Consider the following 14911-nt stretch of genomic DNA (forward strand, 5'->3'; position numbering starts at 1 on the left):
TGAGTGGCGTCATGCATGGTTTTGCGCAAAATGCTCAAATGATGGACACTTTCTTCAGGAAAATGACCACATTGTGAAAGTTTTGCGCTAGTTTGGTGTCATGAGCTCTTCATCATCTCAACAAGGCGCTCCGCTCGCACCTGAAAAGCGTGAGACGTTCTCCTCGCGAAAACTGTTCATTCTCTCCGCTGTCGGTTCGGCCGTGGGCCTGGGAAACATCTGGCGTTTCCCGTACGTCGCTTATGAAAATGGCGGCGGCGCGTTCTTGATTCCATACCTGGTCGCCATCCTCTGCGCAGGTATTCCACTGTTGTTCCTGGACTACGCAGTCGGCCACCGCTACCGCGGCTCGGCCCCGTTGTCCTACCGTCGTTTGAACCGCAAGGCAGAAGTGCTTGGTTGGTGGCAGGTGCTGATCTGCTTCATCATCGCCATCTACTACGCAGCGATCATCGCCTGGGCTGCCATGTACTGCTGGTTCTCCATTACCAAGGCTTGGGATAAGAACCCAGACGGCGCCGCCGCGTTCTTCAGCACGGACTTCCTGCAGACTGCCCCTGAAGCCGGCGTGGGCTTTGACTTTGTCGGCAGGATCTTCGTACCGATGATCCTCGTCTGGCTGGTGACCATCGTGATCATGGTCGCTGGCGTGAACAAGGGCATTTCCCGTGCAAATGCTGTCTTTATGCCGCTGCTGATCGTCATGTTCGCCATCCTCGTAGTTCAGTCGGTCTTCCTGCCCGGCGCCGTCGACGGCCTGAACGCCTTCTTCACCCCGGACTTCGCGGCGCTGAAGAACCCGACCGTGTGGGCTGCGGCCTTCGGACACATCTTCTTCTCGCTGTCTGTTGCCTTCGGCATCATGGTGACCTACTCCTCCTACATGAAGCGCAAGAGCGACCTGACCGGTTCGGGCTACGTCGTCGCCTTCGCCAACTCGGGCTTCGAGCTGCTGGCAGGCATCGGCGTGTTCGCCGCCTTGGGCTTCATGGCTCACAACGCAGGGACCAGCGTGGGAGAGGTCGCCACCAGCGGCATCGGCCTTGCCTTCATCGCCTTCCCGACGATCGTCTCCCAGGCGCCATTGGGTTCGGTGATCGGCGTGCTGTTCTTCGGCTCTCTGGTCTTTGCGGGTTTGACCTCGCTGATCTCCATCCTCGAGGTAATCGTGGCGGCCTTCCAAGACAAGCTCGGTTGGCGCCGCACCCCTGCGACCCTGATCGTTTCGATCCCTGTCGCGGTCATCTCGCTGCTGCTGTTCCCCACGACCACGGGCCTGTACCTGCTGGACACCATGGACGCCTTCGTGAACCAGTTCGGCATCCTTGCCTGTGCATTGGCCATCGTCATCATTCTCGGTGCAGGCCTGGGCGCATTGCCAAAGCTGGCAAAGCACCTGAACCGCCACAGCTCCATCAAACTGGGCACCGGCTGGATGGTATTGGTCGGCGGCGTCGGCCCTGCAGCCCTCGGCTACATGCTGATCAACGAACTGCAAACCAAGCTCTCCGAGCAGTATTCCGGCTACCCGGCCTGGTTCAACGGAATCTTCGGCTGGGGCATGGCAGGCGCGCTGCTGGTCGGTGCGGTGCTGCTCTCGCTGATTCCATGGAGCAAGAACTCCAAACTTAATGACCCCGAATATCTTCAGCACCAAGAGAACGTCATCGCCGAAGAAGTCCCTGAAACTGCGGTAAAGGAGTATTAGAAATGGATCCGATTGCCATTGTCTTCATGATCATTGCAATGCTCACCATTTGGGGCGGACTAGTCCTCGCCCTGATCAATCTTTCGCGTCACCCGGAGAAAACCGATGACGACGTGATCGAGCCGGCACACACCCTTTAAACGAGGCTGACGACCGTCTTGGGCCCGGCCCCTGTTCCCCGTGCGGAACAGGGGCCGGGCCATTTCTGTGCATTTGCACTAATAATCTCGTGGGTACTTGTGCTGAATCTCGTAGTGGAACCAGCATCGGAGACATATTCTGCTTACTAGAAACTTTGCCGCCACCACAGTGGCGGCTCACTGTACCGAGAGGAAAAGCTGGTGGACGTTACCTACCGCATTGAACAGAAGCGCAAGATCGATGGACCATTCCCTGGTCCAAAGTCGCAGGAACTGTCGGCTCGCCGCGCAAAGTCGGTAGCTGCCGGCGTAGCTTCCACCCTGCCTGTCTACGCTGCTGATGTCGACGGAGGCATCATCGTTGACGTCGACGGCAACCAGCTGATCGATCTCGGTTCCGGCATCGCCGTCACCACCGTTGGCGCCTCCAACCAGGCTGTTGCCAAGGCAGTTGCCGAGCAGGCGCAGCGCTTCACCCACACCTGCTTCATGGTTGCTCCCTACGAGAATTACATCGAGCTGGCTGAAAAGCTTGCGGCGATCACCCCAGGTGACTTCGAGAAGCGCGCAGTCTTCTTCAACTCCGGTGCTGAAGCGGTAGAAAATGCCATCAAGGTTGCCCGCATCGCCACCGGCCGCCAGGCAGTTGTCGCCTTCGACCACGCCTACCACGGTCGCACCAACCTGACCATGGGCCTGACCGCCAAGGCAGCCCCATACAAGCGCGGCTTCGGCCCACTGGCACCGGAGATCTACCGCATGCCAATGAGCTACCCATTCCGTGAAGAGAACCCAAACATCTCCGGCAAGGAAGCTGCAGAGCGCGCCATCCTGGCCATGGAGAAGCAGATCGGCGGCGACCAGATCGCTGCGATCATCATCGAGCCAATCCAGGGCGAGGGCGGCTTCATCGTTCCAGCTGCGGGCTTCCTGCCACGCATCGCTGAATGGGCCAAGGAAAACGGCATCGTCTTCGTTTCCGACGAGGTCCAGGCGGGCTTTGCCCGCTCCGGCGCATGGTTCGCTTCGGATATCGAAGAAATCGAACCAGACATCGTCACCGTTGCCAAGGGCATCGCAGGCGGCATGCCGCTGTCCGGCATCGTCGGACGCGCCGAACTGCTTGATTCGGTCCACGGCGGCGGCCTGGGCGGCACCTACGGCGGCAACCCTGTCGCAGTGGCTGCAGCACTCGAGTCCATCAAGTTCATGGAAGAGCAGGATCTTGCAGGCCGTGCCCGCGAGATTGAAGAGCAGTTCTTCACCCGCTTCACCGCCCTGCAGAAGGACATCGCAGCACTGGGCGACGTTCGCGGCCGTGGTGCAATGATCGCCCTTGAATTCGTCAAGGCAGGCGGCATCGAGCCAGACGCAGCGCTGACCAAGGCCATCGCCGACGAGTGCCTGGCCAACGGTGTTCTGATCCTTACCTGCGGTACCTACGGCAACGTAGTCCGCTTGCTGCCTCCACTGGTCATCGGCGACGAGCTGCTGGCAGAGGCATTCGACGTGCTGGAAGCGGCAATCCGCAAGCACGCCTAATAAGCCGGTGCAGCGTACCGGAGCCCTGACCGGATACGCCACCTAAAACACCACGGATCCTTGAACCAAAAGTTCAAAGATCCGTGGTGTTTCTTTTTATGCACTTATCGTTGCCTCGCGGCAGGGGCTAGCCGATCTTCTTTGGCTCGGGCATGTTTCCCGCCTTGGGCGCACGCAGCATGTCGACAAGGATGAAGATCACAGCGATCCAGACCAGACCAAAGCCCATCCAGCGTTCGGGCGGCATCTGCTCGCCGAATACCAGCAGCCCGAGGATGAACTGAAGCAGCGGAGCCAAGAACTGCAGCGAGCCCAGGGTGCTCAGCGGCAGGCGCCGTGCCGCCCCGCCGAAGAGCAGCAATGGCACCGCGGTGATGATGCCGCTGGCTGCCAGCAGCAGCACTTCACCGGCGTTCTCCGCGTTGAAAAGTGCCGAATTGTGCTGTGTTGCCAGCCAACCGATAAAGATGGCGGAGAAGGGAGCCAGCCACAGGGTCTCCATGGTCAGAGTTCCCAGCGCGGTGCCGCTCTGGCCCACCTGGTTCTTCACCAAACCGTAGAATCCGAAGGAGAAGGCCAGCCCCAGCGAAATCCAGGGGACCGTTCCCAAGCCGACGTTCAAGACGACCACTGCAAGCGCTGCGAAACCGACAGCAACCCATTGCAGGGGGCGCAGACGCTCCTTGAGCACAACAACTCCCAGTAGGATCGCCACGATGGGGTTGATGAAGTAGCCCAGGGATGCTTCCAGCACATGCCCGGTGAGCACTGCGACGGCGTAGAGGATCCAGTTTCCCGCAATCAGCGCGCTGGCCAGTGCCAACTTGCCGACGGTTTTACCGTCCCTGAACATTGTCAGGAACTGTTTGAACTGTTTGGTGGCAAAGAGCAAGATGGCGCAGAAGAACAGCGAGAAGACCACGCGCACCGCAACGAATTCAAATGCCGAGATCTGCGGCAGCATGAGGAAGTAAACAGGGAGAAGCCCCCAAATCAAGTACGCTGAAGCGCCTTGAATGAGGCCGTAGCTATGCTCGGAACGGATAGGTGTCACGGTCGTGCTTGCACTCATGCGGTGGATACGCTTTCAAATGATGTCGAACTTTAGCGGCCATTCAAGTTTTACTGAATAGAAGTTGCAGGCCACAATTTACAACACCTATAGCTTCACAATATTCCAGACCTGCGGATTTCAGAATTAATTGTGATCTTCTGCGCCCGATGGAACCGCTGCGCTCAACCAGCCGTTGATTAGACTAGAGATACACCGAAGTTCGAAAATTCGGCATTGACCTTTAGGGGAGTACGAGAACGTGCACGGACATAACAATGGACTGAAAACCGCATTCCTGCTGGGCGGCATGTTTGCACTGCTACTTGCCCTAGGCTCATTGATCGCTTCGGGAACCAACAACCCAACGTTCATTTGGGTCTTCGCCCTGATTGGCCTTGGTACCACCGCCTATGGCTACTGGAACAGCGACAAGCTCGCACTGCGATCAATGCACGCCTACCCGGTGACCGAAGCCGAGCAGCCGGCGATGTACCGCATCGTGCGCGAACTGTCGATGAACGCCCAACAGCCGATGCCGCGTCTCTACGTTTCACCAACCGCATCGCCCAACGCGTTTGCCACCGGGCGCAACCCTCAAAACGCTGCGGTGTGCTGCACCGAAGGGATTTTGCAGCTGCTCAACGAACGCGAGCTGCGAGGCGTGCTGGGTCATGAATTAATGCACGTCTACAACCGCGACATCTTAACCTCATCGGTGGCGGCTGCAATTGCGGGCGTTATTACCTCGATTGCCCAGTTCCTAATGTTCTTTGGTGCAGGCAACAACGGTGAGAACCGGAACGTCAACCCGATTGCAGTGCTGGCGCTGTCGCTGCTGGCTCCCATTGCAGCCTCGGTCATTCAGATGGCTGTGAGCCGGACCCGTGAATACGATGCCGATGAAGACGGTGCCAAGCTCACCGGCGATCCGTTGGCCCTTGCCAGTGCATTGCGTCGGCTGGACTCTGGCATCAGCCAGGCCCCGCTGGCCAATAACGACCAGCGTCTGGTGAACAGCTCGCACCTGATGATCGCCAATCCCTTTGGCTCCCGCGTCAAGCAGATGTTCTCCACCCACCCGCCAATGGAAGACCGCATCGCCCGGCTGGAATCGATGGCTGGCGGCCGCCAGTACTAATACTCAAATTAATAAGTAAGGAGAGGAGCTCAATCGAGCTCCTCTCCTTAACTTTTTACCGCAGGCGCGAGTGCTTAGCGGTAGTTGATGAACTGCAGGTCGGCTTCTTCGAAGTCCTTGAGCAGTGCAATGATGCTCTGCAGGTCATCGCGGGACTTGGATGATACGCGCAGCTCGTCGCCCTGGATGATCGACTTAACGCCCTTTGGGCCCTCGTCGCGAATCAACTTGTTGATCTTCTTGGCGACGTCTTGGGCGATGCCTTCCTTGATGCTCGCCTCAATGCGGTATTCCTTGCCCGAAGCGAAGGGCTCGCCAGCGTCCAAAGACTTCAGAGAGATGTTGCGCTTGACCAGCTTGGACTGGAAAACATCAAGAACTGCCTTGACGCGTTCTTCCGAGTTAGCCTTCAGCAGGATTTTCTCGCCGCTGTAATCGATGTCTGCACCAACGCCCTTGAAGTCATAGCGCTGCTGGATTTCCTTCTGCGCCTGGTGCAGCGCGTTGGCTACTTCCTGGCTGTCTACCTTGCTTACAACGTCAAAACTGGAATCGCTAGCCATATGCCTACTCCTTGTTAGAACGGTTCTGATTCGCATCCAAGACTACCGGTTTTGAGCCTCAAAAATGGGCTGTGATCAGGGTTACAACGAAAAAGGCCCTTTCGATTTCCCATCGCCGAAATTCTCCTGTAGAGTTATTTCTCGTTCCGACAAGAACAAATGTTCTTGAAAGGTTCATCTCGGCAGATTACCCGAGTGGCCAAAGGGGGCTGACTGTAAATCAGCTGGCAACGCCTTCACTGGTTCGAATCCAGTATCTGCCACAAATAACTCCCAGATCGAAAGATCTGGGAGTTTTTTGATTTTCGGCAAAGTTTCAGAAAATCGGCCCAACCCATATTGTGATCGGTGTCATGCGATGACGTTGCTGAATCGCACATTTCTACGTTTTCTGGGCAACTCTCCGCTACCGTGTAACCATGGCTACAAAAAATGTCAGCGAAAATGACTTCGCTCAGCTCATTGCAGAGAACGATATTGTCCTCGTAGATTTCTGGGCTGCTTGGTGCGGACCCTGCCGTCAGTTTGCGCCGGTCTATGAGCAGATTTCGGAGAAGTTCCCCGATGTCGTCTTCGCCAAAGTTGATACCGAAGCTGAGCAGGGTCTGGCCCGCGCAGCAAACATTACTTCCATCCCGACGCTGATGGCCTTCCGTGAAAAGGTTTTGGTGTTTTCGCAGGCTGGTGCATTGAACGCTACCCAGCTCGAAGACCTGGTGACCGCCGTCAAGGGGATCGACATGAGCGAAGTCCACGCACAGATCGCCCAAGAATCGGCGCAGGCTGACTCCTAATACTTTTAGCTTCGGGTTCTAACGCTCGCGGTGGTCTAGCGGCGCGTAGCGGGGCCCGAAGCTCTGCTTTTTAACACCGCTGGACTGCATCATCCGCACCACCCGCTGCCGGTGCGGTGCAAAGGGCGCCATGAGCTGCATCATCTGCTCATCATCTATCCTGCGTCCGACAAGTACCTGCCCGACAAAGCCGGCCAGATGGAAGTCACCCACGGAAATCAGATCGCCGGAGCCATGTGAACGCTGCAACGTTTCGGCCACGGTCCAAGGACCGATGCCCGGCACCGACAGCAAGGCTGCTTCTAGGGTTCCCGGGCCGCGCGCGCCAGGCTTCTGTGCGTCGATCGGCTGTAGTGCCCACCATTGAAGGCTTCCCGCGACAGACGCCGCCTGACGCAAGGTGCGGGCGCGCTGTGCATCTACGCGTGCCGCCTGCCACTCCCACCGCGTCACCGAGGCGATGCCCTCGGGGCCCGGAGCAATGCGCAGTCCGGTGGGAGCTGGTCCCGGAGCGCTGCGTCCCTTATGCCGGATCAGCCAACGCCAGGCATGGTTCGCCTCGATCCCCGTGACGCGCTGTTCTAGGACCGCACCGAGCAGGTGCTCAAAGATCCGGTTCGTGCGCGGCAGGAAGAGGTCCATGTTTTCTCTGCGGGCCCGGAGCACCAGTTCTGGAAGGTTCTGAGCGAACGCGGGCGCGTCGAAGCCAGACCAATCGTCGCCAGCCCCGAGTAAATCCGGGGCATGAGCGGCCGCCCAGCCTGCACCATCACCCCATGCTTTATATGTTGCGGGAGAGTTAAGCGAGGATTTGCGAATCAGCAACGAGGCATCACCCTCGGGCGTATCGAACGCCAGCCAGGCTTCCCCTTCGTTTAGCCTGATCGTAGGATCACCCAAGCCGCGGCGCAAAATACTCAAGGACTTGGTCAAAGACAGTGGGCGCCCGGGGTCGAAAGTGCCTGTGGCATCCGGGGTAGGAGGCTGCATGTTCCGGTACTCATCTCCTGACTATTCACTCCTAGGCTATCGCCCGACCTACACCGATGTGTGTCCTCGGTCTAGTCCATGACGTTAAACTACGCAGGGCAAAGACAAGTATGACAAGCCCCGGTAAAGTTCTTGACATGAAGTATGCGTCTACTGTTTTGGATCTGATCGGCAACACTCCGCTGGTCAAACTGAACCGCGTGACCGACGGCATTAAGGCCACGGTACTCGTGAAACTCGAGTACCTGAATCCAGGCGGATCCATCAAGGACCGGATCGCACTGAAAATGGTAGAACGTGCAGAAGCAAGCGGAGAATTGCAGCCCGGCGGCACCATCGTGGAACCGACCAGCGGCAACACGGGTGTGGGGCTTGCCCTCGTCGGACAGATCAAGGGCTACAACACCATCTTCGTCACTCCGGACAAGGTAGGGGAAGAAAAGCGCGACGTACTGCGCGCCTACGGCGCTCAGGTGGTTGTCACTCCCACCGCGGTGGCCCCGGAATCTCCAGAGTCATATTACGGAGTCTCGGATCGGTTGGTGACGGAGATCGACGGCGCCTACAAGCCAGACCAGTTCTCCAACCCGGGAGCACCCGAGAGCCATTACGAATCAACGGGTCCCGAAATCTGGAACGATACCGACGGCAAGCTGACCCACGTGGTGATCAGCGCCGGCACCGGCGGGACCATTACCGGTACCGGACGTTACCTCAAGGACATTTCCGCTGACCGCGCCTCGGGCCCGGTCAAGATCATTGCCGCAGACCCCGACGGATCGGTCTATTCCGGCGGCACCGGACGTCCCTACTTCGTCGAAGGCGTCGGCGAGGACATGTGGCCGGGGAATTACGACCCGACGGTCCCAGACCAGGTGGAGGCCGTCAACGACGCCGAATCCTTCGCGATGACCCGCCGACTTGCCAAGGAGGAAGGGCTGCTTCTTGGCGGTTCCTCGGGGATGGCTGTCACCGCAGCGCTGCGAGTGGCCAAGGACCTGAGCGAAGACGACGTCGTGGTCGTCATCGCCCCGGACGGCGGCCGCGGCTACCTGGCGAAGATCTACAACGATGCATGGATGCTGGATCAGGGCTTCACCGCAGCGGCCGATTCACCACTGCTGGCCGTCGCCGCGCAGTTGGGGGAGGGTGCCGCAGTTCATATTGGGGAGCACAGCACCCTGGCTCAGGCCGCCGCCGCCCTGCGCGAGGCACAGCGTGATGCCCTGATCATCACCACGCGCCCACTGCCCGCCCGTATCGGCGAGGTCCGCGGTGTGGTCAGCTCGCAGCTGTTGGCTGAAGCACTGCTGTCGGGCGCATCTGCGCAGAGCACGCTGGATCAGCTTGACTGTCCGCCGGTACAGCTCTTGGGCGTCGGCGATTCGGTGGAGCACGCAAGCGAGCTGCTGCGCGAACATCCCGCCGTGCTGCTGACCCATGACGGCGAAGTCATCGCCGCACTGACCACCGCAGACCTTTTGGCTCACGCAAGCCGCCACTAACCTTCTAAGGACCAACCATGACGCAGAATGTACAGGGATCCAACACCCGCTTTGTCCACGCCGGCCAGGCATTCGAGCCGATCACCGGCGCAGTGGTCCCACCGCTGCACTTCTCCACCACCTATGCGCCAGAGGCCATCGGCAAGCTGCGCAGCGGCTACGAGTACGGCCGCGGCGGCAACCCGACCCGCGACGCACTGCAGGAGCAGCTGGCTGCCGCAGAATTCGGCACCCACGCCTTCTCCTTCGGTTCGGGCCTCGCCGCGGAAGACTCGCTGATCCGCGCGATTCTGCGCCCCGGCGACCACATCGTGCTGGGCAACGACGCCTACGGCGGCACCTTCCGCCTGATCGACCGCGTCCTCGGCGGCTGGGGCATCGGCAACACCCCGGTCAACATGAGCGACGAGGCGGCACTGGCGGCCGCCATCGACAAGAACAAGGCAAAGCTGGTGTGGGTTGAAACCCCGTCGAACCCGATGATGAAGATCACCGATATCGCCCGTGTGGCAGATATCGCCCACGCTGCGGGTGCGCTGTTGGTGGTCGACAACACCTTTGCCAGCCCGTTCCTGCAGCAGCCGCTGACCCTGGGCGCCGACATCGTCGTGCATTCGACTACCAAGTACATCGGCGGCCACTCGGATGTTGTGGGCGGTGCGGTGATCGTGAAGGACGAAGAGCTGGCAGAGAAGATCGGCTTCATCCAGTTTGCCGTCGGCGCGGTCTCAGGCCCTATGGACGCCTTCCTGACGACTCGTGGCTTGAAGACCCTCGGCGTGCGCATGCGTACCCATTCGGAGAATGCTGCAAAGGTCGCCTCCTGGCTGCGTGATCGCAAGGAAGTCGAACGCGTGCTCTACCCTGGATTCGAAGAGCACCCGGGGCACGAGATCGCCAAGAAGCAGATGAGCGGCTTCGGCGGCATGGTTTCAGTGCAACTGGCTGGAGGCGAGGCTGCAGCACGCAAGATCGCCGAAAGCACCAGACTATTTACTCTGGCTGAATCCCTGGGCGGCATCGAATCGCTGATGAATTACCCATCGGAGATGACCCACGCATCGGTCAAGGGCACCGAACTTGCCGTTCCAGTGAACCTGTTGCGCCTTTCGGTGGGCATCGAGGATGCCGCAGATCTGATCGAAGACCTGGAGCGCGCCTTCGCAGGCCTGTAATTCCGAACGACAACAGATAAATAAACAAATAATGCCTGCCATACGATGATCAATCGTGTGGCAGGCATTGCTCGAGGGGGCAGGTCCGACTAGCGGCGGCGCTGCGGTTTGGGGGAGACCACCCTGAAGTATTGGTTGCTCGTCGGAAGCCACATCAGCACCACGCAGAAGAGCACCAAAGCTGCCAAGAGCGAGTATCGCCCCATGCGCAGCACCATGGGCAGCGCTGCGATTAATCCGACCCAGGTCAACTGGGTGCGTGCGGCGCGTTCTCCGCGGTATAGACGGTAGGCTAGCACGGCAAACATCGCCCCGGCGGCGAACATCATCAGGCTCAGCGAGATGGCGCCAAGCTGCAGTCCGCCCAGCTTTGATTGTTCGTTCAGCAGGAACGCACCAAAGCCGATGAACAGGACACCTGTCAGCAGCCATAACATCTGAGCGATCTGCAGCGCACCGGGTGCCGGTTCGTCGGGACGGCGCAATAATTCACGAATATTCACGGGATTAAGCCTACTTGCCTCGGCGCGGTGCCCGATCTCACATGGCCTCCACCCTGACAAACCCGCTGATCCTTCGGTAGTATTGAGTGTTCGCGAACATCAGGGTATCCCTTGCATCTGGCCCAATATTTGAGGTTAGAGCCTTCTCGTGTTGTATTTCCGCAAAGTGTGTGCGGGTTTTTATGTCATAGGGGAGCGCTTGGTGAGCGTGACTTGTATCTGACTGTGTAGCCTTGCGTCGTTTCTTTAGGGGACGGCTAGGCCTTCCCCTAACGAATGAGGTAAATCTTCGTGTCTTCTGACATGCCCGTAAACGCCACCGACGAAAAGACCACCGAAGAATCAACGGTTACTTTCAGCGAACTTGGCCTGGATGCACGCGTCCTGGCATCGCTGGCAGACCTTGGCTATGAAAAGCCATCGCCAATCCAGGCTGCCACCATCCCACTGCTGCTTGAAGGCCGCGACGTCGTCGGCCTGGCCCAGACCGGCACCGGCAAGACCGCTGCCTTCGCTCTTCCTGCCCTGTCCCGCATGGCAGAGCTGGCCGACCTGAATGGTCCGGCAAACACCCCGCAGATCCTGGTTCTGGCTCCGACTCGTGAACTTGCACTGCAGGTTGCCGAGGCCTTCACCTCCTACGCCAAGTACCTGCCTGACTTCACCGTGCTGCCTGTCTACGGCGGTTCGCCTTACGGTCCTCAGCTCGCTGGCTTGCGCCGCGGTGCACAGGTCGTCGTCGGCACCCCGGGCCGCGTCATCGACCACATCAACAAGGGTTCGCTGGACCTGTCCAACCTGCAGTACATGGTGCTGGACGAGGCCGACGAAATGCTGCGCATGGGCTTCGCAGAAGAGGTCGACAAGATCTTGGAAGCTACCCCGGAAGAGAAGCAGGTTGCCCTGTTCTCCGCTACTATGCCGCGCACCATCCGCCGCATCGCCTCCGAGTACCTGCGCAACCCGCAGGAAGTGGCAGTCAAGTCCAAGCAGACCACCGGCTCGAACATCACCCAGCGCTACCTGCAGGTCATGGGCGCCCACAAGCTGGACGCAATGACCCGCATCCTTGAGTCCGAAGAGTTCGACGGCGTGATCGCGTTCGTTCGCACCAAGATGGCTACCGAGGATTTGACCGACAAGCTCAAGGCCCGTGGCTTCACCGCGGCTGCGATCAATGGCGACATTCCGCAGCAGCAGCGCGAACGCACCGTGGAGAACCTGCGCGCGGGCAAGATCGACATCCTGGTCGCCACCGACGTGGCAGCCCGCGGTCTTGACGTGGAACGCATCTCCCACGTCATCAACTACGACATCCCACATGACACCGAGTCCTACGTGCACCGCATCGGCCGCACCGGCCGCGCGGGCCGCAAGGGCGACGCGATCCTGTTCATGACCCCGCGTGAGAAGTACCTGCTGCGTGCCATCGAAAAGGCCACCCGCCAGTCGGTGACCCAGATGCAGCTGCCTTCGCTGGATTCGGTCAACAACCGCCGCATCCAGAAGTTCACCGACCGCATCGATGCCACCATCACCGGTCAGGACCTGACCACCTTCCGCGAAATCGTTGAGCAGTTCGCTGCCCAGCATGAAGATCTGGATCAGCTGGAAATTGCCGCAGCACTGGCAATGATGGCTCAGGGCGGCCGCCCGCTGCTGATGACCGAGCCGGTTATCCCACCAGCGAAGAAGGCACGCATGGAACGCGAGCGCGGCGAACGCGGCGAGCGTTCAGACCGCGGCGAGCGCGGCCCACGCCGCGGCAAGACTGCTGCCGAGGGCAACGCCATGTACCGCATCGCCGTAGGCCGCCGCAATCGCGTGCAGCCAGGCTCCATCGTTGGCGCACTGGCCAACGAAGGCGGCTTCAACTCCTCGGAAATCGGCGGCATTGAAATCCGCTCGGACCACACTCTGGTCGAGCTGCCAGCAGAGCTGAGCAAGGACCAGTGGCGTGCGCTGTCCAAGACCCGCATCGGTGGCGAGCCAATCAATCTGGAGCTGGACTCCGGCCGCAAGCCACGTCGCGATGACGAAGGCGACCGCGGCGGTTACCGTGGTGGCCGTGGCGGCAGCTTCAACGACCGCAAGCGCTCGGGCGGCTTCCGTGATGAGCGTCGCGGCGGCGGAGATAAGCGCTTCGGCGGCGGCAGCCGTGGTGGACGCGACCGCTACAGCGATTCGGGACGCCGCCGCGACTACTAAGCCGCAGCGTCTGACCTAGCGTAGATAGATAACGCCCCTGGAACCTGTTCGAACAGGATCCAGGGGCGTTGTACGTTCTCGGTCGACGTTTTAAGTTTGGGTACAGATGTCTGGCGGGGTGGAGTCTGCTCCACGTTCGCTCATACCTCGGCGAAATCAACTATATGGTTCGCTTGAAGTCGCTCAAAGCCGAGGCACTCGAATTGATGAATTCTGTTTATGCCGAGTATTGAGGCACACGAGGGGTTGGACATCTTTGCAGCTTCGCGAGTCAATAGCACGCCTTAACCAACATTGAGATGATTCCGAATTCATTATCCAGAACCGGCCGCTAGTCCCTTGGTGCAGTCTTGTAAAGGTGATTGATGACAGGTGAAAGTACTAAGTAACCGATACTGGCAATCAACGCCGCAACTACAGCCGCTCGATATTCCGTCATCGTCAGCCTGTAACAGCCAACCATAACGATAAAGGTCAACAGAGACTGCAATACCTCTACGCTGACGCGACTGGCGCTATTGAAAACGCGTAAAACTATACGATCGCTGATCTCGGCTAGGACTACGATAATGATCATGTACAGAACGACTAACAGTGGAGTCCAGGGCAATACACCATCAAGGAGGCTACCGAACTGAGGTAGCCACAGAGGGGTGAAGAAGCCTAGAAATACTGGAAGACCGGCCGTTAGAATGGCCAGTAGGAGAAAAACTCCGAAGCCTATTTTTTCGGGTGCATTAAGTTTAGACAAATTCTCTACCTCAGCTCTTGAACTGAAATTTACAATCCCCCAAAGACGACTACCCACGTGGCTATCCCTTGAGCGACGTCCGCTGGAACCCCCATGGCCATCAGCCCAGAAATAATCGGGCCTTCTTGCCACTTTTGTAAGTCGTCAAGGAAATTTGCAGCCTTGCTCGCGTATGGGCGCCACTTTTTAGGAAGCCTATCTGCCCCATAACGAAGCGCTGCGATGACTGCTTTCTTTGCGATGGTAACGACCACATTGGCAGGCCGAGCGACATTTCGATTTTCTAGGGGCATTTTGCGCTGAGCTATGTCTGTAGCTGCTTTAGCTGCCGAAAAATCACCGGTTGTTTTAGCGCGTGCCGCAATCTGCTTCCAATCATTAGCAGTCAGCTGCGATATCGTCGAGCCGATGCTAATGCTGCCCGTGGCTACACCAGCAGTTGGCGTTGCTGCTGTTGCAGAAATTGGAGCGGTCAAAAGTGCAGCTGAAATCGTAATTGCGATCACTCCGGAAGTGCGCAAATTCATCTTTACTCCTATCGTTGGAACTAAATAACGGTTAACAACCTACAGATAGGGCGGGTGTGGATCAATCATACTTTTAGAGGATGGCTAGTGCTTTTTACGCTTTGGCTCGAATTTTCTCGTTAATATTAATTAACGAGATGAAGCGACTTAACACTGCTGTAATTCGTGAATGTCTATATTATCGACGGGCAATGAGGAGTGAATTTCTGTACACCAGCAAGTAAGCCGGCTCGGAGAGACGTACTAGCTTGCTGCCGCTCCGGAGGCATCGTGCACACACCCGGTAGATACTGGGTTCCGGACACGGGTATCA

At 58.6% G+C, this 14911-nt stretch carries 14 protein-coding genes and 1 tRNA gene; 9 read left to right on the forward strand and 6 right to left on the reverse strand.

The features are described from left to right. Positions 1 to 100 precede the first annotated feature (100 nt). The 3 genes from RUH64_RS12010 to gabT all read left to right on the forward strand — a co-directional run bounded on the left by RUH64_RS12010 (position 101) and on the right by gabT (position 3390). Entirely contained in the window at positions 101 to 1708 is a 1608-nt protein-coding gene (locus tag RUH64_RS12010) for a sodium-dependent transporter (protein ID WP_313813638.1), read from the forward strand. A gap of 2 nt (positions 1709 to 1710) precedes the next feature. Further along, entirely contained in the window at positions 1711 to 1848 is a 138-nt protein-coding gene (locus RUH64_RS12015) for a methionine/alanine import family NSS transporter small subunit (protein ID WP_313813640.1), read from the forward strand. A 201-nt stretch (positions 1849 to 2049) separates the two neighbouring features. Continuing rightward, a complete protein-coding gene (gene gabT / locus RUH64_RS12020; RefSeq protein WP_313813642.1) occupies positions 2050 to 3390 on the forward strand; it encodes a 4-aminobutyrate--2-oxoglutarate transaminase in 1341 nt (446 codons plus the stop codon). Positions 3391 to 3517: 127 nt separating this feature from the next. Here gabT and rarD read toward each other — a convergent pair whose 3' ends face one another. Continuing rightward, positions 3518 to 4354: an EamA family transporter RarD gene (gene rarD / locus RUH64_RS12025; protein WP_396276019.1), complete on the reverse strand. Its 837-nt coding sequence runs from the start codon at positions 4352 to 4354 to the stop codon at positions 3518 to 3520. A 349-nt stretch (positions 4355 to 4703) separates the two neighbouring features. Here rarD and htpX point away from each other — a divergent pair, with 349 nt between their 5' ends. Further along, positions 4704 to 5582, forward strand: coding sequence for a zinc metalloprotease HtpX (gene htpX, locus RUH64_RS12030; protein WP_313813647.1), 879 nt, complete (start codon positions 4704 to 4706; stop codon positions 5580 to 5582). Positions 5583 to 5656: 74 nt separating this feature from the next. Here the strand turns inward: htpX and RUH64_RS12035 are convergent, their stop codons facing one another. Then, the gene (locus RUH64_RS12035) at positions 5657 to 6145 is read right to left on the reverse strand and encodes a YajQ family cyclic di-GMP-binding protein (RefSeq protein WP_313813649.1); all 489 of its coding nucleotides are present in this window, start codon (positions 6143 to 6145) and stop codon (positions 5657 to 5659) included. 181 nt (positions 6146 to 6326) lie between these two features. On the opposite strand from RUH64_RS12035, the gene RUH64_RS12040 reads away from it, so the two are divergent. Both RUH64_RS12040 and trxA read left to right on the forward strand, forming a co-directional pair. Further along, positions 6327 to 6408, forward strand: a tRNA-Tyr gene (locus tag RUH64_RS12040). Between the two features lie 156 nt (positions 6409 to 6564). Next, on the forward strand, positions 6565 to 6939 hold the full coding sequence (gene trxA / locus RUH64_RS12045; RefSeq protein WP_313813651.1) for a thioredoxin: 375 nt from the start codon (positions 6565 to 6567) through the stop codon (positions 6937 to 6939). A gap of 18 nt (positions 6940 to 6957) precedes the next feature. On the opposite strand, the gene RUH64_RS12050 is transcribed toward trxA, so the two are convergent. Then, positions 6958 to 7929, reverse strand: coding sequence for a hypothetical protein (locus RUH64_RS12050; RefSeq protein WP_313813652.1), 972 nt, complete (start codon positions 7927 to 7929; stop codon positions 6958 to 6960). Between the two features lie 137 nt (positions 7930 to 8066). On the opposite strand from RUH64_RS12050, the gene RUH64_RS12055 reads away from it, so the two are divergent. Continuing rightward, positions 8067 to 9434: a cystathionine beta-synthase gene (locus tag RUH64_RS12055; RefSeq protein ID WP_313813656.1), complete on the forward strand. Its 1368-nt coding sequence runs from the start codon at positions 8067 to 8069 to the stop codon at positions 9432 to 9434. 17 nt (positions 9435 to 9451) lie between these two features. Further along, positions 9452 to 10609, forward strand: a complete 1158-nt coding sequence (locus tag RUH64_RS12060; RefSeq protein ID WP_313813657.1) for a cystathionine gamma-synthase — start codon at positions 9452 to 9454, stop codon at positions 10607 to 10609. 89 nt (positions 10610 to 10698) lie between these two features. Here RUH64_RS12060 and RUH64_RS12065 read toward each other — a convergent pair whose 3' ends face one another. Beyond that, the gene (locus RUH64_RS12065) at positions 10699 to 11112 is read right to left on the reverse strand and encodes a hypothetical protein (protein WP_313813658.1); all 414 of its coding nucleotides are present in this window, start codon (positions 11110 to 11112) and stop codon (positions 10699 to 10701) included. A 303-nt stretch (positions 11113 to 11415) separates the two neighbouring features. Here RUH64_RS12065 and RUH64_RS12070 point away from each other — a divergent pair, with 303 nt between their 5' ends. Continuing rightward, complete coding sequence (locus RUH64_RS12070; protein WP_313813723.1) at positions 11416 to 13320, forward strand: DEAD/DEAH box helicase; 1905 nt, start codon at positions 11416 to 11418, stop codon at positions 13318 to 13320. Between the two features lie 331 nt (positions 13321 to 13651). Here the strand turns inward: RUH64_RS12070 and RUH64_RS12075 are convergent, their stop codons facing one another. Next, complete coding sequence (locus tag RUH64_RS12075) at positions 13652 to 14128, reverse strand: hypothetical protein (RefSeq protein ID WP_313813660.1); 477 nt, start codon at positions 14126 to 14128, stop codon at positions 13652 to 13654. Then, the gene (locus RUH64_RS12080) at positions 14101 to 14598 is read right to left on the reverse strand and encodes a hypothetical protein (protein WP_313813661.1); all 498 of its coding nucleotides are present in this window, start codon (positions 14596 to 14598) and stop codon (positions 14101 to 14103) included. Before RUH64_RS12080 ends, RUH64_RS12075 begins: the two co-directional genes overlap by 28 nt. Between the last annotated feature and the right edge of the window lie 313 nt (positions 14599 to 14911).

Origin of the sequence: Glutamicibacter sp. (assembly GCF_032154645.1) — a bacterium.
Classification (GTDB): domain Bacteria; phylum Actinomycetota; class Actinomycetes; order Actinomycetales; family Micrococcaceae; genus Glutamicibacter.